15 protein-coding genes and 1 pseudogene are annotated in these 19,585 nt (G+C 72.1%); 11 read left to right on the top strand and 5 right to left on the bottom strand.

Annotated features, from left to right (window positions below):
- Window positions 1–4: 4 nt before the first annotated feature.
- Both ACZ5ON_RS10015 and ACZ5ON_RS10010 read right to left on the bottom strand, forming a co-directional pair.
- On the bottom strand, window positions 5–1,498 hold the full coding sequence (locus ACZ5ON_RS10015; RefSeq protein ID WP_465588355.1) for a flotillin family protein: 1,494 nt from the start codon (window positions 1,496–1,498) through the stop codon (window positions 5–7).
- 230 nt (window positions 1,499–1,728) lie between these two features.
- On the bottom strand, window positions 1,729–1,935 hold the full coding sequence (locus ACZ5ON_RS10010) for a hypothetical protein (RefSeq protein ID WP_465588352.1): 207 nt from the start codon (window positions 1,933–1,935) through the stop codon (window positions 1,729–1,731).
- A gap of 221 nt (window positions 1,936–2,156) precedes the next feature.
- Between ACZ5ON_RS10010 and thiC the strand changes: the two genes are divergently transcribed.
- From thiC to ACZ5ON_RS09995, 3 genes and pseudogenes are all read left to right on the top strand, one after another.
- Entirely contained in the window at window positions 2,157–3,974 is a 1,818-nt protein-coding gene (thiC, locus tag ACZ5ON_RS10005; RefSeq protein WP_465588349.1) for a phosphomethylpyrimidine synthase ThiC, read from the top strand.
- Window positions 3,975–4,207: 233 nt separating this feature from the next.
- Window positions 4,208–5,884, top strand: a complete 1,677-nt coding sequence (locus ACZ5ON_RS10000; RefSeq protein WP_465588346.1) for a DUF885 domain-containing protein — start codon at window positions 4,208–4,210, stop codon at window positions 5,882–5,884.
- An 80-nt stretch (window positions 5,885–5,964) separates the two neighbouring features.
- Window positions 5,965–6,225, top strand: a pseudogene (locus ACZ5ON_RS09995) (hypothetical protein); the annotation flags it as partial.
- A 162-nt stretch (window positions 6,226–6,387) separates the two neighbouring features.
- Here ACZ5ON_RS09995 and ACZ5ON_RS09990 read toward each other — a convergent pair.
- The 3 genes from ACZ5ON_RS09990 to ACZ5ON_RS09980 all read right to left on the bottom strand — a co-directional run bounded on the left by ACZ5ON_RS09990 (window position 6,388) and on the right by ACZ5ON_RS09980 (window position 10,140).
- Window positions 6,388–7,335 (bottom strand): hypothetical protein, encoded by a 948-nt coding sequence (locus ACZ5ON_RS09990; protein WP_465588343.1) that lies wholly within the window; start codon window positions 7,333–7,335, stop codon window positions 6,388–6,390.
- Window positions 7,336–7,601: 266 nt separating this feature from the next.
- Window positions 7,602–8,759 carry a metallophosphoesterase gene (locus ACZ5ON_RS09985; RefSeq protein ID WP_465588341.1) on the bottom strand — a complete coding sequence of 386 codons (1,158 nt, stop codon included), beginning with the start codon at window positions 8,757–8,759 and terminating at the stop codon, window positions 7,602–7,604.
- A 208-nt stretch (window positions 8,760–8,967) separates the two neighbouring features.
- Entirely contained in the window at window positions 8,968–10,140 is a 1,173-nt protein-coding gene (locus ACZ5ON_RS09980) for a LacI family DNA-binding transcriptional regulator (protein ID WP_465588338.1), read from the bottom strand.
- Between the two features lie 371 nt (window positions 10,141–10,511).
- Between ACZ5ON_RS09980 and hisC the strand changes: the two genes are divergently transcribed.
- The 8 genes from hisC (at window position 10,512) to ACZ5ON_RS09940 (ending at window position 19,551) form a co-directional block, all read left to right on the top strand.
- Complete coding sequence (gene hisC / locus ACZ5ON_RS09975) at window positions 10,512–11,591, top strand: histidinol-phosphate transaminase (protein ID WP_465588335.1); 1,080 nt, start codon at window positions 10,512–10,514, stop codon at window positions 11,589–11,591.
- 392 nt (window positions 11,592–11,983) lie between these two features.
- Complete coding sequence (locus ACZ5ON_RS09970) at window positions 11,984–13,393, top strand: efflux RND transporter periplasmic adaptor subunit (RefSeq protein ID WP_465588332.1); 1,410 nt, start codon at window positions 11,984–11,986, stop codon at window positions 13,391–13,393.
- Entirely contained in the window at window positions 13,390–14,214 is an 825-nt protein-coding gene (locus ACZ5ON_RS09965) for an ABC transporter ATP-binding protein (RefSeq protein WP_465588329.1), read from the top strand. The genes ACZ5ON_RS09970 and ACZ5ON_RS09965 overlap by 4 nt, the downstream gene beginning before the upstream one ends.
- Window positions 14,211–15,413 (top strand): ABC transporter permease, encoded by a 1,203-nt coding sequence (locus tag ACZ5ON_RS09960; protein ID WP_465588326.1) that lies wholly within the window; start codon window positions 14,211–14,213, stop codon window positions 15,411–15,413. The genes ACZ5ON_RS09965 and ACZ5ON_RS09960 overlap by 4 nt, the downstream gene beginning before the upstream one ends.
- A gap of 57 nt (window positions 15,414–15,470) precedes the next feature.
- Window positions 15,471–16,133 carry a single stranded DNA-binding domain-containing protein gene (locus ACZ5ON_RS09955; RefSeq protein WP_465588323.1) on the top strand — a complete coding sequence of 221 codons (663 nt, stop codon included), beginning with the start codon at window positions 15,471–15,473 and terminating at the stop codon, window positions 16,131–16,133.
- 153 nt (window positions 16,134–16,286) lie between these two features.
- The gene (locus tag ACZ5ON_RS09950; RefSeq protein WP_465588321.1) at window positions 16,287–16,970 is read left to right on the top strand and encodes a VC0807 family protein; all 684 of its coding nucleotides are present in this window, start codon (window positions 16,287–16,289) and stop codon (window positions 16,968–16,970) included.
- 249 nt (window positions 16,971–17,219) lie between these two features.
- Window positions 17,220–17,960: a response regulator transcription factor gene (locus ACZ5ON_RS09945; protein WP_465588315.1), complete on the top strand. Its 741-nt coding sequence runs from the start codon at window positions 17,220–17,222 to the stop codon at window positions 17,958–17,960.
- Window positions 17,961–17,964: 4 nt separating this feature from the next.
- On the top strand, window positions 17,965–19,551 hold the full coding sequence (locus tag ACZ5ON_RS09940) for a HAMP domain-containing sensor histidine kinase (RefSeq protein ID WP_465588312.1): 1,587 nt from the start codon (window positions 17,965–17,967) through the stop codon (window positions 19,549–19,551).
- Window positions 19,552–19,585 lie beyond the last annotated feature (34 nt).

The following is a 19,585-nucleotide window of genomic DNA, read 5'->3' as shown; positions in this document are numbered from 1 at the left end:
GGAATCAGTTCCGCTGCTCCTGCACCGGAATCGCCTGGGCAACGGGCTTGGCGGCCGCGGCCGGGGCCGTCGGCGCGGCGTCCGCCGCCCCCGCCTCGCCGCCGCCCGCGTTCATCGCGGAGAGCAGCTGGCGGGCGAGTCCGAGGCCGGTGCCGCCCATGGTCAGCGCCTTGGCGAACATCTCGCCCATGCCATCGGCGCCGTTCAGCAGCACCATGTGGTCCACGTTGCCGAAGGCCTCGGCACCCGCGCGGACGATCTCGGGCCACTTCTCGGCGAGTTGCTGGGCCACCACGGCCTCCTGGTTCTCGGCGAGGGCGGCCGCGCGGGCCTTGATCGCCTCGGCCTCGGCCAGACCCAGCGCGCGGGCCGCCTCGGCCTGGGCGAGACCCTTGGCCTCGGCCGCCGCGGCCTCCGCCTGGCCGGTCGCCTTGGTCGCCTCGGCGGCGGCCAGACCCCGGGCCCGGGTGGCCTCGGCCTCGGCCGCCGCGCCGATCTTCAACCGGTTCGCCTCGGCGGCGGCCTTCAGCTCGGTCTCCTTGGCGTCCGCCTCGGCCGCCGAGATCCGCGCGTCACGCTCGGCCTCGGCCTTGGTGCGGGTCTCGTACGCCCGGGCGTCGGCGGGCTTGCGGACGTCCGCCTGGAGCTGCTGCTCCTTGCGGTGCGCCTCCAGCTCGGCCACCTTGGTCTCCTGGACCACGACCTCCTGCCGGGCGGCGGCCTGCGCCAGCGGTCCGGCCTGCATCGCGGCGGCCGTCGCCTTCTCCAGCTCGGCCTGGTAACCGGCCTGCTGGATACCGGAGTTGCGGGTCGCCTCGGCCTTGCGCGCGGCGGCCTCCTGCTCGGCCTCGGTGGCCTTCCGGTCGGCCGCGGCGGCCGCGATGCGGGCGTCCCGCTGGACGGCGGCGGCGTGCGGCGCGGCCAGGTTCTTGATGTAGCCGGTCGGGTCGAGGATCTCCTGGATCTGCAGCGAGTCGATGATCAGACCCAGCTTCTCCATCTCGGTGCCGGACGCGGCCCGGGTCTCACCGGTCAGCCGCTCGCGGTCACGGATCATGTCCTCGACCGTCAGATTGCCGACGATGGAGCGGAGGTGACCGGCGAACACGTTGTGCACCCGCTGGCCCATCGCCTTCTGCTGGTCCAGGAAGCGGCGGGCGGCGTTGGCGATCGACACCGCGTCATCGCCGACCTTGAAGATCACAACGCCCTTGACGTGTACCGGAATTCCCTGCGACGTCACGCACTCGACGTCCAGCTCGGCCTCGTTCAGGTCGAGCGACAGTCGGCGGACCGCCTGCACGCCGGGCACCACCAGCGTGCCGCGGCCGGTGACTATCCGGAAGCCCAGGCCCTCGCCGACCCCCTCGGCGCGGTGCTTGGACCCGGAGATGACCAGTGCTTCGTTGGGTTCGGCTACCCGCCACATGAGCTTGAAGACGGTCACGATGACCACAAGAGCGACGACCGCTCCCACAACGCCGATCAACATCGGCATTCTCCCCCTTCAGGGCACCGGTTCCGTGGCTGCGCTCTGTTGTGCAGGATGGCGCGGAACGCGGTGGCAGCAGGAGATTCTGCGCCTGATGAGATCCAATGTGAAGCCGGGACGGTCCGTGTTCTGCATCGAACCCGTCAAGATTGCGTCAACGCGATGACAATACGGGTGACTTGGACTTGTGCCGTCCGGCCGGAGCAGTGTTCGGGCCGGCGCACGGGCGGCGGTGCTCAGGCCAGTGCGCGGGCCACGTAGACCGTGCGCGGCGGCTGGTACTCCACCACGACCACCGGAGTACCGAGCGGCAGCGTCTCGTCCGGCACCGACGGGTACGCCAGGAACGCCTCCGTCCCGCACCGCTCCGGTACGTGCACCAGCACCTCGCCGACCAGACCGGCACCGACCTTGCCGGTGACCCGGCCCGTGTTACCCACCATGGCCCCAGTGTGCCCCTCACCGCGCACGGCCGGAACCCGTCTGGACCGCCCGGGTTTCGCCCGCTACGGTGTTGGACGTCTCACGCAGGCAACACCGCCTGCCGAAACGGGAGCTCGGAGCACCGGGCTGAGAGGGCGCTGACCGGTACGCGCGTACCGAACGCTGCGCCGACCGCAGGAACCTGACCGGGTAATGCCGGCGTAGGGAGTAGAGGTCCGAGATGACCACGTTTGATGCACAGCAGCCTGCCCGCGAGCCGGAGGCGACCGCCAAGGTCACCAGCGCGAGCACCGGCTACCCGACCCCGGCATGGCGGAAGGCGTACCGCGAGGGCTCCCGGCCCGACCTGCGGGTGCCGTACCGCGAGGTCCGGCTCACCAACGGCGCCACCGTGCCGCTGTACGACACCTCAGGGCCGTACACCGACCCCGCGTACGAGCCGGACGTGCGCCGCGGTCTGCCCGCGCTCCGCGACGCGTGGATCCGCCAGCGCGGCGACGTCGAGGAGTACGACGGCCGTGAGGCCCGCCCCGAGGACGACGGGATCCGGCACACCTCGCCGCGCGGCGGCAACCTGCGCAACCTGGACGCGGTCTTCCCGGGCCGCCCGCGCCGTCCGCTGCGCGCCCGGGACGGCGTCGCGGTCACCCAACTCGCCTACGCGAAGCGGGGGATCGTCACACCGGAGATGGAGTTCATCGCGCTGCGCGAGGGCCTGGAGGCGGAGTTCGTCCGGGCCGAGGTCGCCGCCGGCCGGGCCGTCATCCCGCTGAACGTGAACCACCCCGAGGTGGAACCGGCCATCATCGGCACCAACTTCCTGGTGAAGATCAACGCCAACATCGGCAACTCCGCGGTGACCTCCTCCATCGAGGAGGAGGTGGAGAAGATGACCTGGGCGACCCGCTGGGGCGCCGACACCGTCATGGACCTCTCCACCGGCCGCAACATCCACACCACCCGCGAGTGGATCCTGCGCAACTCCCCCGTGCCGATCGGCACCGTGCCGCTCTACCAGGCGCTGGAGAAGGTCGACGGCAAGGCCGAGGAGCTGAGCTGGGAGGTCTACCGCGACACCATCATCGAGCAGTGCGAGCAGGGCGTCGACTACATGACCGTCCACGCGGGCGTACTGCTGCGCTACGTCCCGCTGACGGCCCGTCGCAAGACCGGCATCGTCTCGCGCGGCGGCTCGATCATGGCGGCCTGGTGCCTGGCGCACCACAAGGAGAACTTCCTCTACACCAACTTCGAGGAACTCTGCGACATCCTGCGCGCCTACGACGTCACCTTCTCGCTCGGTGACGGCCTGCGTCCGGGTTCGATCGCGGACGCCAACGACGAGGCGCAGTTCGCCGAACTGCAGACGCTGGGCGAGCTCGGGCGCATCGCGCGTTCGAAGGACGTCCAGGTGATGATCGAGGGCCCGGGCCACGTCCCGATGCACAAGATCAAGGAGAACATGGATCTCCAGAAGGAGATCTGCGACGAGGCGCCCTTCTACACCCTCGGCCCGCTCACCACGGACGTCGCCCCCGGCTACGACCACATCACCTCGGGCATCGGCGCCGCGATGATCGCCTGGTGGGGCACGGCCATGCTCTGCTACGTCACGCCCAAGGAGCACCTGGGCCTGCCCAACCGCGACGACGTCAAGACCGGCGTGATCACCTACAAGATCGCCGCCCACGCCGCCGACCTCGCCAAGGGCCATCCCGGCGCCCAGGCCTGGGACGACGCGCTCTCCGACGCCCGCTTCGAGTTCCGCTGGGAGGACCAGTTCAACCTGGCCCTGGACCCGGAGACCGCGCGTGACTTCCACGACGAGACCCTCCCCGCCGAGCCCGCCAAGACGGCCCACTTCTGCTCCATGTGCGGGCCGAAGTTCTGCTCGATGAAGATCAGCAAATCCATCAACGAGAAGTTCGGCGGCGGGGCCTCGCCGGAGTACGACGAGACGGCCGTCGAGGGCATGAAGACCATGTCCGAGGAGTTCAAGGCCCAGGGCAACCGGGTCTACCTCCCGCTGGCGGACTGACACCACGACTGTCAGGGCTGCCTCGGAAACCCGGACGGGGCTCCGGGGCAGCCCCGGTGCCCCGAGCAGCTTCGGCCGCTCGGGGCACCGCTTCGTTGTCGCGCGTGTCCCGGCCGGACGAGGCCGTTAAGTGCCCTGTCCCGGGCCGGCGTTCGGCGGTGGAAAACCCAAGTCGGCAGCCGGAGCGGGGTCGGGTGCTGACGGCCGGGCCGCCGGAGCGCCAAGATGAAGGAATGTCAGCTGACTTGAGCACACCACGACGTATCGCCGACGACCACGTGGAGCGGGTGGCCGCGCAGGACCCGTCGGTCGCCACCGCGTTGGGGCTGAACCCGGGGGACGACCGGCAGCCCGACCTGTCGCCGGAAGGCTTCGAGGCACTCGCCGAACTCGCCCGCGGCACCCTCGGCAGGCTCGACGGCCAGGAGGCGGGAGCCGACCCCGCCGAGCAGGCCTGCGCCCGGCTGCTGCGCGAGCGGCTCACCGCCGAACTCGCCGTGCACGACGCCGGCGACCACTACCGTTCGCTGCGCAACCTCAACTCCCCGGTGCAGCGGCTGCGTTCCATCTTCATCCTGATGCCCACCGAGACCGAGGACGACTGGGCGGCGGTGGCCGGCCGGCTGCGCAACCTCCCCGGCGCGCTGGACGGTTACCGGGCCACCCTGTCCGAGGGGATCTCGCGCGGTCTGCTCTCCGCCCCGCGCCAGGTGGGCGCCGTGATCCGCCAACTCGACGCCTGGACCGGCCGGGACACCGGCGGTACCAGCTGGTTCGCCGACTTCGTCTCCGGCTGCGCCACCGGGCAGCGCCCCGGGCTGGACGACGACGCCGTCGGGGCGAGCGCCGCCGTCGGCGAGTTCCGCGACTGGCTGCACGGGACGTACCTGCCCGCCGCCGCCGGAGTCCCGGACCCGGTCGGCCGGGAGCGCTACCTGCGGTCCGCCCGCTTCTCCACCGGCGCCGACGTCGACGTCGACGAGGCGTACGCCTGGGCCTGGGACGAGTTCCACCGGAACCTGGCCGAGATGCGGGCCGAGGCCGGCCGCATCCTGCCCGGCGCCACCGTGCTGGAGGCCATGCACCACCTGGACGAGTACGGCCACGTCATCAAGGGGGAGGAGGAGATCCGGGTCTGGCTGCAGCAGATCATGGACGAGGCGATAGCGGCGCTGGACGGCACCCACTTCGACATCTCGGGGCCGCTGCGCCGGGTCGAGTCGAGGATCGCGCCCCCCGGCAGCTCCCCCGCGCCGCACTACACCCGTCCCAGCCTCGACTTCAGCCGCCCCGGCCGGACCTACCTGCCGACCCTCGGCAAGGACACCTTCCCGACCTGGGAGATCGTCAGCACCTGGTACCACGAGGGCGTTCCGGGCCACCACCTCCAGCTGGCCCGCTGGGTCGAGGTCGCCGACCGGCTCAGCCGCTACCAGGTGACCCTGGGCAGTGTCAGCGCCAACACCGAGGGCTGGGCCCTGTACGCGGAGCGGCTGATGGACGAACTCGGCTTCCTCTCCGACCCGGGCCGCCGCCTCGGCTACCTCGACAAGCAGATGCTGCGCATCATCCGCGTGATCATCGACATCGGCATGCACCTGGAACTCGCCATCCCCGCCGACTCCCCATTCCACCCGGGCGAGCGCTGGACTCCGGACCTGGCCACCGCGTTCATGGCCGCCTACCACGGCAGTTCCGTCGAGCGCCGCACCGGCGAGGTGGACCGCTACCTCGGCTGGCCGGGTCAGGCGATCAGCTACAAGCTCGGTGAACGTGCCTGGCTGCAGGGCCGCGAGGCCGCCAGGAAGCGGCACGGCGGCGCCTTCGACCTCAAGGCCTGGCACATGAAGGCGCTCTCCCAGGGCTCCTACGGGCTCGACGACCTGGCCGCCAACCTCGCGACGCTGTAACCGGTCGTTCCAGAACGAGGAGACCGCGCCATCCGAGGGCGCGCGGCCCGGCCGCGCGCCCGCCGCGTCGGCTGCGAAATCCCACGGCCTTCGACTTCCACGCCGCCGAGGGCCGCTCCTGGCGCCTCACGGTCGACGGCGACGGCGCGCGCTCCACCCGCATCCCCGCGCCCACTGCCGCGACCGGCGAGGACTCGGACGCAGCCGGCGCCTCCATCCATGGCACGGCCAGTGAGTTGGTCCTCTACTTGTACGACCGTATCCCGGCCGACTCCTTGCACGTTGACGGAGACGCAGGGTTGCTCGACCTGCTCCGCGCCTGGGAGCCGGAGGAGAAGTAGGACGTAGCGGGGGCGGTTGGCCGCGCCTCCGCCGAGCCGTAGACCGGTTCACCTGGCCCGGCCCGGCCGCATGTGCTCTGAAGCCGCACGGACCGGCGGAGAAGACGCGGCGCTGAGACGGGACCATCGCCCGCCGCGAGACCACGAGCCGGAGCCGGACGGTCAGACCTCGTCCGGTCCGGTGAAGCCCGGCGGGCTGTAGCCCGGGCTGCTGAACTCGGCGGTACGCGGCGTACGGCCCTCGGGGTCGGTCAGGTTCTCGGCACCCGGGCTGGTGAAGCCCGGGCTGCCGAAGGCCGCGCGGCTGTAGCCGGGACTGAGCAGCTCCGGCGGGTTGGGGCGGGCGGCCGGTTGGGCGGGGAGCGCGGGTTCGGCGCTCAGGTTGGCACCCAGGTAGGGGAGCAGTGCGCGTTCGAGCAGCGCGGTGTGCCAGGCGAGCCGGGCCTCGGCGAGGCCGTCCGGTGGCGTGGGAGCGTCCGTCCGGCCGCCGCCGGTGCCGCCGTCGGGCGCCGACCCGACTGCCGCCCGGGGCTGTGCCGCCGCCTGGGGCTGTGCTGCCGTCTGCGGCGGTGCGTACGGCGGCGGTGCCGTGCTGTCGCGCAGTGCGGTGAGCAACAGTCCGACCGCGCCGGCCACCAGCGTGGCGACGCCGACGGCCAGCGCCGTCCACCCGGCGGTCACCACGGCCCGTCCGAGGGCGAGAGCGGGGCTGGTGGCGCGCAGGGTGTAGCCGAGCAGCAGCAGGACGGCCGCCGCCGACCAGGAGAGGATCGGCGCCAGCACGGTGAGCGCGGGCAGCACCCCGACGCCCTGTTCGGCCGGCGCGGGGGCCGGCTCCGGTTCCGGCCGCGTCCGGGGCCGGGCGTCCTCCTGGTGGCGCCGGGCGGTGCGCATCCCGGTGCGCATCCCGGTGTAGCGAAGGTACTCGTCCGCTGCGCCGGCCGCGGCGGTGTCGGCGGCGAGCAGGGCCTTGGTGCGGAGCTGGGCGGCGGTGAGGTGCGGGCCGGCCCCGGCCAGGGCAGCGAGTATCTCCGGGGCGCGCAGGGCTTCGTCGAGGATGCGCTCGAAGTCCGGGCGGTCCTCGGCGAGCAGATGTGGGGTGGTGGTCATGGGTACCCCGTTCCGCTGGATCACGGAGGTGGACTGGACCATGCCGGTGGACCGTCGGGTGCCGGCGCTCGGGGCGACCGGGACCCGGCCCGGCATGGTGCATCGATGGTAGGGGCGAGCAGTGAGTGACTGACAGTCGGTTTCCAGATTTTCAGTGGTACGAGCACCCTTGTGGTATCGGACGGCCGTTCGCTCTGGTGCGGCCGTTCGAAAGCGCCGGCACCCGGCCGGAGACTCCGGGCCGGGCGCCAGGTGTTGATCCGGCGTCAGTTGAGCGGCAGTCGGGCGACCAGCAGCCGCCCCTCCATGGTGACCCCGCCGTCCATCGCGATGGCCAGCTCGTCCGCGTAGATGTACGGGCCGGGGATGTGCGGCGGCACGCCCTCCTCGGCGTGCGTGGAGCCGGTGAGGTACGGGATCGGGCTGTGCCCGTGCACCACGCGCTGCCCGCCGTACGCTGCGAGCAGCTCGTGCGCGGCCATCGGCCCGGCCTGGCCGCGGAAGGCGAACCGCTTGGTGAAGCGGCGGAAGCAGTCCCACCACTCGTCCGCGCCCTCGTCCGCGAGCAGGTGGTGCACCGCGTCGTTGACCTCGGCGATGGACTCGCCGTACTCCAGGTAGGCGGTGGTGTCGGAGTGCAGCAGCAGGTGGTTGTCCTCGAGGGCCATCGCGGGGAGCCGGGAGAGCCAGCTGATGTGGTGCGGCTCCAGGCGGTCCAGGTCCTGCTGCTGGCCGCCGTTGAGCCGCCAGGCGGCGAGGAAGGAGGCGGTGCCGGCGGTGGACTGGACCGGCTCGTCGCCGTACTTGGCGGCGCCGAGGAAGAGCAGTTCGTGATTGCCCATCAGGGCCCGGCAGTAGCCGCCCGCGGCGGCGGCCTCGGCGGCGAGCTGCATGACCAGGTCGATGACACCGATGCCGTCGGGGCCGCGGTCGGTGAAGTCGCCGAGGAACCACAACCGGGCGCGACCGGCGGACCAGTGGCCCTCGGCGTCGATCAGGCCCTGCTGGTGCAGCGCGGCCCGCAGTTCGTCGAGATAGCCGTGCACGTCGCCGACCACGTACAGCGGGCCCGGGGCCTCGCCGGGGGTGGGCTGCGGGTACGGGAAGTGGACTTCCTCGGGCAGCGGCGGAGCGAGCGGTGGACCCAGTTCGATGGTCGGCCGGTCCTCGTGGTGGACCGGCGCCGGCAGCGGCTCGCGGTGGACCATCTGCACTGTCACGTCGTCGGGGTGACTGTGCGTCGGCCAGTGCTGTTCGAGGAAGCGGGCACCGCCGTAGCCGCTGTAAGTGGTGTCGTAGCCGTACCCGGGCGGCGGCTCGGGAGGCTCGTAGTAGGAGCCGTACGGGAGCACGTCGAGGTCCTGGGGGTGGTGGGGGCCTGAGTCGGGCAGTTCAGGCCCGGGGAAGCGGTCCTCGGGTGTCATTCGCCCATCATAGGAAGACCACTCTCCCGGCGTCCTCACCTGGTCGGTATCCAATCGGCCGGAGAGTCTCGCCGACCCGCTCCGAGCGGGCACGGACGGTGCTTCCGGCGCCTCAACCGGGGCGGTGTACGCCCCGATTTGTCCCATCGTGTGGCGGTCCAGGGCCTGTCCGGCGCCGCCTGCCCGGAAAGATCCGCCGGGCAGGCCCTCAAACCTCGCCCGGTGGGCGGGGGGCGCTGATGGTGGTCCGGGGACTGCGGCGCTGTGAGGATGCCCGCACGATCAGCTCGGTGGGCATCAGGGTGCCCGGCGGGGGTCCGGTGCCGGCGGTGCGGAAGCGCGGCGGGAAGAGCCGGGTGCCCCCGGTCAGGTCGGTGAGCGCCACGCCCGTGCCGGAGTCGACTCCCTCGATGGCGTCGATCAGCAGGTTGACCACGGTGGTGCCGATCCGGCGCGGCTTGAGCGAGAGGGTGGTGATCGGCGGCTCGGTGCCCGCGTACACGTCGCTCTCGCTGCAGCAGACCAGCAGCAGGTCGTCGGGGACCCGCAGGCCGTACCGGCGGGCGGCGGCGAGCAGGTCGGTGCCGTTGGGGTCGAACAGGCCGTACACCGCGTCGGGGCGGTCCGGGCGGGCCAGCAGCCGGTCGGCGGCGACCGCGCCGGCGGCCGGGTCGTGGGCGGGGTAGGTCTCGTAGACCGGTTCCTGGCCGACCCGCTTGCACCAGGCGAGGTACGCCTCGGTGGAGAGCCGGGTGTAGGTGTCGGTGCTGGTCCCGGTGAGCAGACCGATCCGGCGGGCGCCGGCCTCGGAGAGGTGGTCCAGGATGCCCAGCACGGCGGCCTCGTGGTCGTTGTCCACCCAGGCGGTGACCGGGCAGTTGCCGGGCTTGCCGTCGCTGACCACCGGTACGCCCGACCGGTACAGCTCGCTGACCAGCGGGTCCTGGTCGGGCGGGTCGATCACCACGGTGCCGTCCAGCGCGATGTTGCTCCAGACGTCGTGCCGCGAGGAGGCGGGCAGCACCACCAGGGCGTACCCGCGGCCGAGCGCCGCGCTGGTCGCCGCCCGGGCCATCTCGGCGAAGTAGGCGAACTCGGTGAAGGTGAACGGTTCCTCGCCGTAGGTGGTCACGGTCAGCCCGATCAGTCCGGACCGGCCGGTGCGCAGGGTCCGGGCGGCCGCGGACGGGCGGTAGCCGAGGCGCTCGGCCACCTCGCGCACCCGGCTTCTGGTCTCGTCGGGCAGGCGGCCCTTGCCGTTGAGGGCGTCCGAGACAGTGGTGATCGACACTCCGGCGGCTGCCGCCACATCCCGGATGCCGGCCCGCTCCAGACGCCGGGAGGTGGGTCGCCGACCGCTCTGATTGGCTGCTGCTGTCATGGCTGACCGATCGTATGGCGCATGGCGGCGGTCCGTGTCCGGGGCGTCAACCGGGTGAGAAGTACCGTTTCTCCAAGAAGTGTCGTGGTGGTCCCCTTGGATATCCGCGCCAATTCCGGCTTCCTGCCTCTGACATGTGCCGTCGGAACCCGGCAGAATGGCTGATCCGCGTCCATGGCCCCGAGGACCATCTCACTCCTACGGGTGAGCGCGATCGGTATCGTTCAAGGCACCCGACCGGGGCGGAACGGGTGCGTCGGAAGGGTTCGACACCGCGCGGCGACCCCCGCGGCACCGGGCACCGATCGCACTGCGGCCACCAGGCGGCACGTACCCGCCGCACGAACAGCAATGAGCAGAAGGAGTGCACCGTGAGCGAGACGGCAGCGCAGGGGCCCCGGCTGAGGCCGACCCTGGACGCCATTCCGACCTACAAGCCCGGTAAGCCCGCCGGCGCCGACTCGTACAAGCTGTCCTCCAACGAGAACCCCTACGACCCGCTGCCGGGCGTGCTGGAGGCCGCCGTGGCCGCCGCCGGCTCGCTGAACCGCTACCCCGACATGGCGGTCACCGAGCTCACCGCCGAACTGGCCGCACGCTTCGACGTCCCCGCCGAGCACATCGCCACCGGCACCGGCTCGGTCAGCGTCGCCCAGTCCCTGGTGCTCTCCACCGCCGGTCCCGGCGACGAGGTCATGTTCGCCTGGCGCTCCTTCGAGGCGTACCCGATCATCACCCAGGTCGCCGGTGCCACCCCGGTCGCCGTCCCGCTCACCGCCGACGAGGCGCACGACCTGGACGCGATGCTCGCCGCGATCACCGACCGGACCCGGCTGATCTTCGTCTGCAACCCCAACAACCCCACCGGCGTGGTGATCCACCGCGCCGAGCTGGAGCGCTTCCTGGACGCCGTCCCCAGCGACGTCCTGGTCGTCATCGACGAGGCGTACATCGAGTTCATCCGCGACGAGCAGGTCCCCAACGGGATCGACCTCTACCGCGACCGCCCCAACGTCTGCGTGCTGCGCACCTTCTCCAAGGCGTACGGCCTGGCGGGCCTGCGGGTCGGCTTCGCCGTCGCGCACGAGCCGGTGGCCACCGCGCTGCGCAAGACCGCCGTGCCGTTCGGCGTCAGCCGGATCGCCCAGGACGCGGCCCTCGCCTCGCTGCGCTCCGAGGACGCGCTGCTGGAGCGCGTCGAGGCACTGGTCCAGGAGCGCGCCCGGGTCGCCGCGGGTCTCGTCGAGCAGGGCTGGACGGTCGAGGACTCCCAGGCCAACTTCGTCTGGCTGCGCCTGGGCGAGCGCACCCTCGACTTCGCCGCCGCCTGCGCCGAGGCCGGCGTGGTGGTCCGTCCGTTCCCGGGCGAGGGCGTCCGGGTCACCATCGGCGAGACCGAGGCCAACAGCATCTTCCTGGCCACCGCCGCGGCCTTCCGCAAGGAGCTCTGACCTCCCGCGGGCCCGACCGGCAGGGGCACGGCGCGCGCATCGGCGCGCCGTGCCCCTGCGTCGTCGAGGGTGGTGTGAGGCGCGCGGCCGGACACCCACTTCGATACGCAGGCCTACACGGACCACTTCGCGGGCCGGCCGACCGCCGAGAGTTCCGGGGCCAACGGGCCCGCCCCTGACGGCTGCTGCCCCAGGAGGGGCCGGACCGGATCAGAAAGCGGACCGGAAACGCTGGGAAATCCCTGAGAGGTCGATCAACCGCTGCCCAAGCGGGAGGAAGCGTTCCGGCCGCCCGGGACCCGGTATGAGGCTGAATGTCCGGATTGCTGGCGTCAGCTCGCTCCCAGGTCTGCCCCAGGACTTGGCAAGAGCACCGCGTCACGCTGACCCCCATGAAGGTGCTCCCGCGACGGCGTGGTGCCGTCCTCGTCAATTCCGCGCTCGGCGTGGTCCTGCTGGGTGGTGCCGCCCTGGCGTACGCCACGCTGGGCAGCGGTACCAGTACGGCCGCGGGCCGGCCGCAGACCCGGACCGCCACGGTGACCAAGGGCACCGTGCTGGCCACGGTCTCCGGCTCCGGCACGCTCTCCTCCCCCGGCGACGCCGGGCAGGACTTCGCCACGGGCGGCAAGGTGACCGCGATCAAGGTGGCGGTCGGCGACACGGTGAAGAAGGGCCAGCTGCTCGCCACCGTGGACACCACGCAGGCCCTTCAGCAGGTCACCGCGGCCGAGTCCGCGCTCACCGCCGCCCAGGCCAACCTCACCAAGGCGCAGGACGGCGAGACCACCACCACCCAGGTCCCCGCCAGCGGCAGCAGCAGTGGCAGCGGCCGGGGAGGCGCGTCGGCCGCCCCCAAGACCACCACCGTCACCACCACCAAGGTGGATGCGGCCCAGGTCGCCCAGGCCCAGCAGCAGCTGACCACGGCCGAGGCCGGGCTCACCAATGCCAAGGCGGCGCTCGCCGGCACCAGCCTGGTCGCCTCGGAGGACGGCACGGTCGCGTCCGTCGGCGGCAAGGTCGGCGACACCGTCGCGGGCAGCTCGGGCTCCGCCGGCTCCGGCTCGGGCGGCAGTGCCGGCAGCAGCGGCAGTGGCAAGTCCGGTGGCAGCGGCTCGGGTTCGAGCACGACGAGCACGCCGAGCGGCTTCATCGTGCTGACCAACCCGGCCGGGATGCAGGTCTCCGCGTCCTTCTCCGAACTCGACTCGCTGAAGCTGAAGAAGGGCCAGGCGGCCACCGTCACCCTGAACGCGAAGTCCGACACCCAGCTGAAGGCGACCGTGCTGTCGGTGAGTTCGCTGCCGGTCGGCTCGGGCAGCGGTGGCGCGGGCGGGTCCTCCAGCGCGGTCCAGTACGGCGCGGTGCTGCAGATCGACGGTGACACCAGCTCGCTGCGGACCGGTCTCAGTGCCACCATCTCGGTGGTCACCGGCGAGGCCGACAACGCGCTCTCCGTCCCGACCGCCGCGCTCTCGGGCACCGGTGACTCCCGGACCGCGACCGTGGTGCACGACGACGGCAGCACCGAGCGGGTGGACGTCACCGCCGGGGTGGAGGGTGACTCCACGGTCCAGGTGGTCTCCGGGCTGACCGAGGGCGAGCACGTCCAGCTCACCTCGACCACCGCGGGCACCGGAAACGGCTTCCCCGGCGGCTCCTTCCCCGGCCTGGGCGGCGGTGGTGGCGGCGGATTCGGCGGCGGTGGCGGTGGCGGCTTCGGCGGCGGCCGTGGCGGCAACGGCGGTGGCGGCAACGGCGGTGGCGGCAACGGCGGTGGCGGGGGCGGTCGCGGATGACACCCTCCCAGACGGCGGCCGCCCCGGAGGCCCGGCAGCGGGCCGTCCAGCAGCCGCCGGTGATCCAGATCCGCAACCTCACCAAGGCGTACGGCCACGGCGACGCGACCGTGCACGCCCTGCGCGGCCCGCTCGCGCCCGGCACCGGCGAGCCCCAGGGCGTCAGCCTCGACATCGCCCAGGGCGACTACGTCGCGGTGATGGGCAGTTCGGGCTCCGGCAAGTCCACGCTGATGAACATCCTGGGCTGCCTGGACGTCCCGACCTCCGGCCGCTACCTGCTGGACGGCATCGACGTCGGGCACCTGGACGAGCAGCAGCTCTCCCTGGTCCGCAACCGCAAGATCGGGTTCATCTTCCAGTCCTTCAACCTGGTGCCCCGTACCACCGCGCTCGCCCAGGTAGAACTCCCGCTGGCGTACGCCGGCGTGCGCGCCGCCGAGCGCAAGCGCCGGGCGCTCGCCGCGCTTTCGCTGGTCGGCCTGCTGGAGCGCGCCGGGCACCGGCCCAACCAGCTCTCCGGCGGCCAGCAGCAGCGCGTGGCGGTCGCCCGCGCGCTGGTCACCGCACCCGCGATGCTGCTCGCCGACGAACCCACCGGAAACCTGGACAGCCACTCCACCAAGGAGGTGCTGGCCATCATCGACGGCCTCAACGCCACCGGCCGCACCGTCGTACTGATCACCCACGAGGACGAGGTGGCCGAGCACGCCAAGCGGGTGCTGCGGATGGTCGACGGGCGGATCATCTCCGACGTCCGGCAGGCCCCGGTGGACGGGCCGCCGCCCGCGCTGCGCGAACTCACCGGAGCCCGCCCGTGATCGTCTGGCAGATGCTCCGCTTCGCACTCGGCGGCCTGGCCGCCAACAAGGTCAGGTCGGCGCTCACCATGCTCGGTGTGCTGATCGGCGTGGCCTCGGTGATCCTGCTGCTGGCGGTCGGCAACGGCTCCTCGCAGGCCGTCAAGAACTCGATCACCTCGCTCGGCACCAACTCGCTCACCGTCTCCTCGATGAACGCCCGCGGCGGCGGCTCGGCAGCCAAGAAGCTCACCGTGGACGACGCCAAGGCGTTGGCCGCCGCCACCGACGCACCGTCGATCAAGTCGGTCGCCCCGGTGGTCACCACCACCGCCACCGCGCTGTACGGGAACATCTCGTACACCCCGGGCTCGATCATCGGCACCTACCCGGCGTACTTCGAGACCGCCAACCAGAAGGTGGCGCACGGCGACTACTTCAGCAACGACGACGTGCTGAACTCCCGCAAGGTCGCGGTGATCGGCTCCACCACCGCCGCCCAGCTGTTCGCGGACGAGGACCCGGTCGGCAAGCGGATCGTGGTCGGCGGCACCCCGTTCACCGTGGTCGGCGTGCTCGCCACCAAGGGCAGCACCGGCTTCAACGACCCGGACGACGTGGTGATCGCGCCGCTGCCCACCGTGCAGAACGCCTTCACCGGCTTCGGCTCGGTCAACCAGATCCTGGTGCAGGCGTCCTCGGCCGACGCCACCACCGCCGCGCAGAGCGACATCACCCGGATCCTGATGGGCAGCCACGGGATCTCGGACCCGAGCAAGGTGGACTTCCGGATCAGCAACCAGACCTCGCTGCTGACCGCCCGGGAGAGCACCACCAAGACGTTCACCGTCCTGCTCGGCGCGGTCGCCGCGATCTCGCTGCTGGTCGGCGGGATCGGGATCACCAACATCATGCTGGTCACCGTCACCGAGCGGACCAGGGAGATCGGCATCCGCAAGGCGCTCGGCGCCCCCAAGGCGGTCATCCTGGGCCAGTTCCTCACCGAGTCCACCCTGCTGTCGGTGCTCGGCGCCGGGCTCGGGGTGCTGGCCGGGATCGTCGGCTCGCAGTTCAGCATCGTCGGCATCAAGCCGGTGGTCATCCCGCAGTCGGTGCTCGGCGCCTTCGCCATCGCGGTGGCCATCGGCCTGTTCTTCGGCAGCTATCCCGCCAACCGGGCCGCCTCGCTGCGCCCGATCGACGCCCTCCGGCACGAGTAGACCCCCCCCACGAGCAGCCCCCAGAGCAGACCCCTGAGACGAGCAGAAGAAGGCCACATGACCTCCGAACACGAGCCGTCGGCGCAGCCCGCGGCGCCGGCCGACCCCGCCGCGCACGTCGAGCTGCTGGCCACCCCGCCGGACGCCCGCGACATCACCGCCGAACTCGCCGCGCCGCCGCGCCGCAAGCTGCCCTGGGTCACCCTGGCCCTGGCCGGCGCGGCCATCGCGGTGTTCTCCTTCGCCGGCGGTGCCTGGTACGAGCAGGGCAACGGGAAGAGCAACACCACCCAGCGCGCCGCCGGCCAGCGCGGCCAGGGCTTCGGCGGCGGCCAGGGCGGTTACGGCCAGGCCGGCGGCCGCCGCGGCGGTGGCCAGGGCGGCCAGGGCGGGGCCGGCTTCACCCGGGGCACGGTCAAGGCCGTGGACGGCAGCACGGTCTACCTCACCGACGCGAACGGCAACACCGTCAAGGTCACTACCGGCGACAGCACCAAGGTCCAGCTCAACAAGGAGGGCAAGGTCTCCGACCTCCAGCCCGGCCAGAGCGTGACCGTGATCGGCACCCCCGACTCCTCCGGCGGCTACGCGGCCACCCAGCTCACCGAGGGAGCCGGTGGCCCCGGCGGCTTCGGTGGTGGCGGTTTCGGCGGCGGGGGCCTCGGCGGAGCCCGTAACCCGTCCAACCCGTCCAACCCGTCCAACCCGTCCAACGGCTGAACCCCGCAGTCGTCGGACGAACCCGGGCCCGGCAGATCCCCCATCGGCCGGGCCCGGCCCCGTGGGCGGTGGAACCGGGCCAAAGGCTGGTGGAGCGAACACAAGATCCACTACTGTCCGGTCCGGCAAAATCAAATGATCATCGGGGGAATCGTGTCGGACCAGACTCCGGCTCGGCGGAGCGGCGCGGCCGCGCTCGGCTGGGTGTTCACCATCATCTTCAACATCGTCGCGCCGATCCTGACCGAAAGTCAGCTCAAATCGCACGGGTACCCCGACTACACCGCGCTGCTGGCCTCGGCGGCCTGGCCGATCCTGGGCATGCTGATCAGCATCGCCTGGCAGCGCAAGATCGACGAGTTCGGCATCTTCAGCCTGATCATCGTCGCGCTCACCCTGGCGGTCACCCTCGTCGGCCCGCACTCGGCCCGGCTGCTCCTGGTCAAGGACTCGGCGATCACCGGCCTCTTCGGCCTGGTGTGCCTGGCCACGCTGGCCGCTCCGCGCCCGCTGATGTTCTACTTCGGCCGCAAGTTCGCCACCGACGGCTCCCGCGAGTCGATCGACCACTGGAACGGCCTGTGGGCCTACGAAGGCTTCCGCAAGGTCCAGCGCACGATGACCCTGGTCTGGGGCCTGGGCTCGATCGCCGAGGCGGCACTGCGGATCGTCCTCTCGTACGTCCTGAGCAGCGGCGCGATGGTCGCCGTGAACTCCGTGCTCTCCTACGGAGCCACGGCCGCCCTGATCGTCTGGACCATCGCCTACGGCAAGCGTGCCCACGCCCGGGCGGCCGCCACCACGGCCGCGGCTGCCACCTCGGCCGCGGCTGCCTGATGCTTCGATGGGGCGCGGGGGAGCCTCGTCCGCCGTGGCGCGCCGGGCGCGCCACGGCGCGCACGCGGTCGGCCTAGGACGGCCCCGCGCCCGTGGGCGTTACCTGGTCGATGTACGTCTAATCCCGTCCTCATCAACCACGCGTAGCCTCCCCGGGCTATCGTCCAACGAGGATGCATCGTCCGACCGGGAGGCGGAACAGCAGTGCAAGGGACAGTTTCGACAGCCAGCGGTACCGCCACAGCGGGTGTGCCCGCACGTCAGGCTGGCTCGGGCGGCGAACCGTTCCTGCTGGTGGTGGACGACGAGCCGAACATCCGCGAGCTGCTCTCCGCGAGCCTGCGCTTCTCCGGCTTCCGGGTGGCCTCCGCCGCGACCGGCGAGGAGGCGCTGCAGGCCGTCGCCGCCGAGCGGCCCGACCTGGTGGTGCTCGACGTGATGCTGCCCGACCTGGACGGCTTCACCGTGGTCGAGCGGCTGCGCCAGCAGGCCCAGTGGCCGCAGGCCGCCGAGCACGTCCCGGTGCTCTTCCTCACCGCCAAGGACGGCACCGGCGACAAGGTCCAGGGGCTCGCGGCAGGCGCCGACGACTACGTCACCAAGCCGTTCAGCCTGGAGGAGCTGATCGCCCGGATCCGGGCCATCCTGCGCCGGGCCGGCGGCCCCGCGGAGGACGGCCGGCTGGTGGTCGGCGACCTCACCCTCGATCCGGTCGCCCACGAGGTCACCCGCGGCGAGCAGACGATCTCGCTCTCGCCGACCGAGTTCAAGCTGCTGCACTACCTGATGGCCAACGTCGGCCGGGTGGTCTCCAAGGCCCAGATCCTCGACCACGTCTGGGCGTACGACTTCGGCGGCGACCTCTCCATCGTCGAGTCGTACATCTCCTACCTGCGCCGCAAGCTCGACTCCGGGCCCGCGCACGGTCCCAAGCTGATCCATACCGTGCGCGGCATCGGCTACGCCCTGCGCCGCCCGCCCCAGCACTGAACCCGTGCGCCGCCTCCGCCTGCCCAGAAAGCTCCCCGGACTGCCGAGGCTGCCCCGGTTCACCCGCCTGACCAGGTCCGCCCGGCTGCCCCGGCTCACCCGCCTGACCAGGTCCGCCCGGCTGTCCCGGTTCACCCGGCTGTCGCTGCGGGCGAGGCTGCTGGTGCTCGCGGTGCTGCTGGTGGCCACCGGGCTGGTGGTGAGCGACACCGTCGTCCTCGGGACGGTCCGCGTCCAGCTCGCCGACCGGGCCGATCAGCAACTGCTCCGGTTCGCCGGACCGCTGTCGCGCCGCGCCCCCGGCAGCAACCGCCAGAACAACCCGAGCCCGAACCTGCACCGGGCGGGCCAGTTCCTGCCCAGCCAGTACGTGGTGCAGTACCTGTCCGCCGACGGCACGGTCCAGCAGACCATGCGGCAGCCGATCGCCGAGACCGATCCGGCACCCGATCTCGGGAAGCTGACGAAGAGTCAACTTGGCCAGCATGCGGGAGAGTTGACCGGATTCGACCTTCCCGACCAGACCGGCCAGGGGCGCTGGCGGGTGGTCGTGCTCCCGCTGCTGCACACCGGCGGCAACCCGTTCGCCGCCCCCTCCTACGTGCTGGCCGCGGTCTCGATGGACGACGTGGACGCGACGGTGGCCAAGCTGCGCGCGTCCTTCTGGGCCATCGGCGGCGCCGTCCTGGTGCTGATCGCCGCGCTCGGCGCGATCGCGGTACGGGCCGGGCTGCGCCCGCTCGCCAGGATCGAGCAGGACGCCGAGCTGATCGCCGCCGGACGGCTCTCGCACCGGATGCCCGAACTCCCGCCCGGCACCGAGGTGGGACGGCTCTCCGCGACCCTCAACGGGATGCTCACCCAGATCGAGGCCGCGTTCGCCGCCCGCGCCGAGTCCGAGGCGAAGATGCGCCGCTTCGTCGCCGACGCCTCGCACGAGCTGCGCACCCCGCTCGCGGGCATCCGGGGCTTCGCGGAGCTGTACCGGATGGGCGCGCTGCCCGACGTGGACCGGGCGATGGACCGGATCGAGAGCGAGGCCGTCCGGATGAGCGGGCTGGTCGAGGACCTGCTCACGCTCGCTCGGCTCGACGAGGAGCGCCCGCTCGACCTGGCACCGATGGACCTGCGCACGCTGGCCGCCGACGCCCTGCACGACCTGACCGCGCTCGACCCCGGCCGCCCGGTCTCCCTCACCGGGCCCGACGGCAGCGGCGCCCCGCAGCCCGCTCCGGTGCTCGGCGACGAGGCCCGGCTGCGGCAGGTGGTGACCAACCTGGTCGGCAACGCGGTCAAGCACACCCCCTCGGGCACCGCCGTCCGGATCGGGGTCGGCACCACCGGCGACGGCCACTGCCTGCTGGAGGTCGCCGACTCGGGCCCCGGTCTGACCGAGGAGCAGGCCGCCCAGGTCTTCGAGCGCTTCTACCGCGTCGACGCCTCCCGCAGTCGCCACGAGGGCGGCGGCGCCGGCCTCGGCCTGGCCATCGCCACCGCCTTGGTCCACGCCCACGACGGCACCCTCACCCTCTCCACCGCCCCGGGCAGGGGTGCCGCCTTCCGCGTCCACATCCCCGCACAGAGCCACTGAGCGAACGGGCGGCCCCGCCGCCAGGGCATCTCTC

The organism is Kitasatospora sp. NPDC032150, from assembly GCF_055579945.1.
This window is presented reverse-complemented; position numbering and strand designations above follow the sequence as displayed.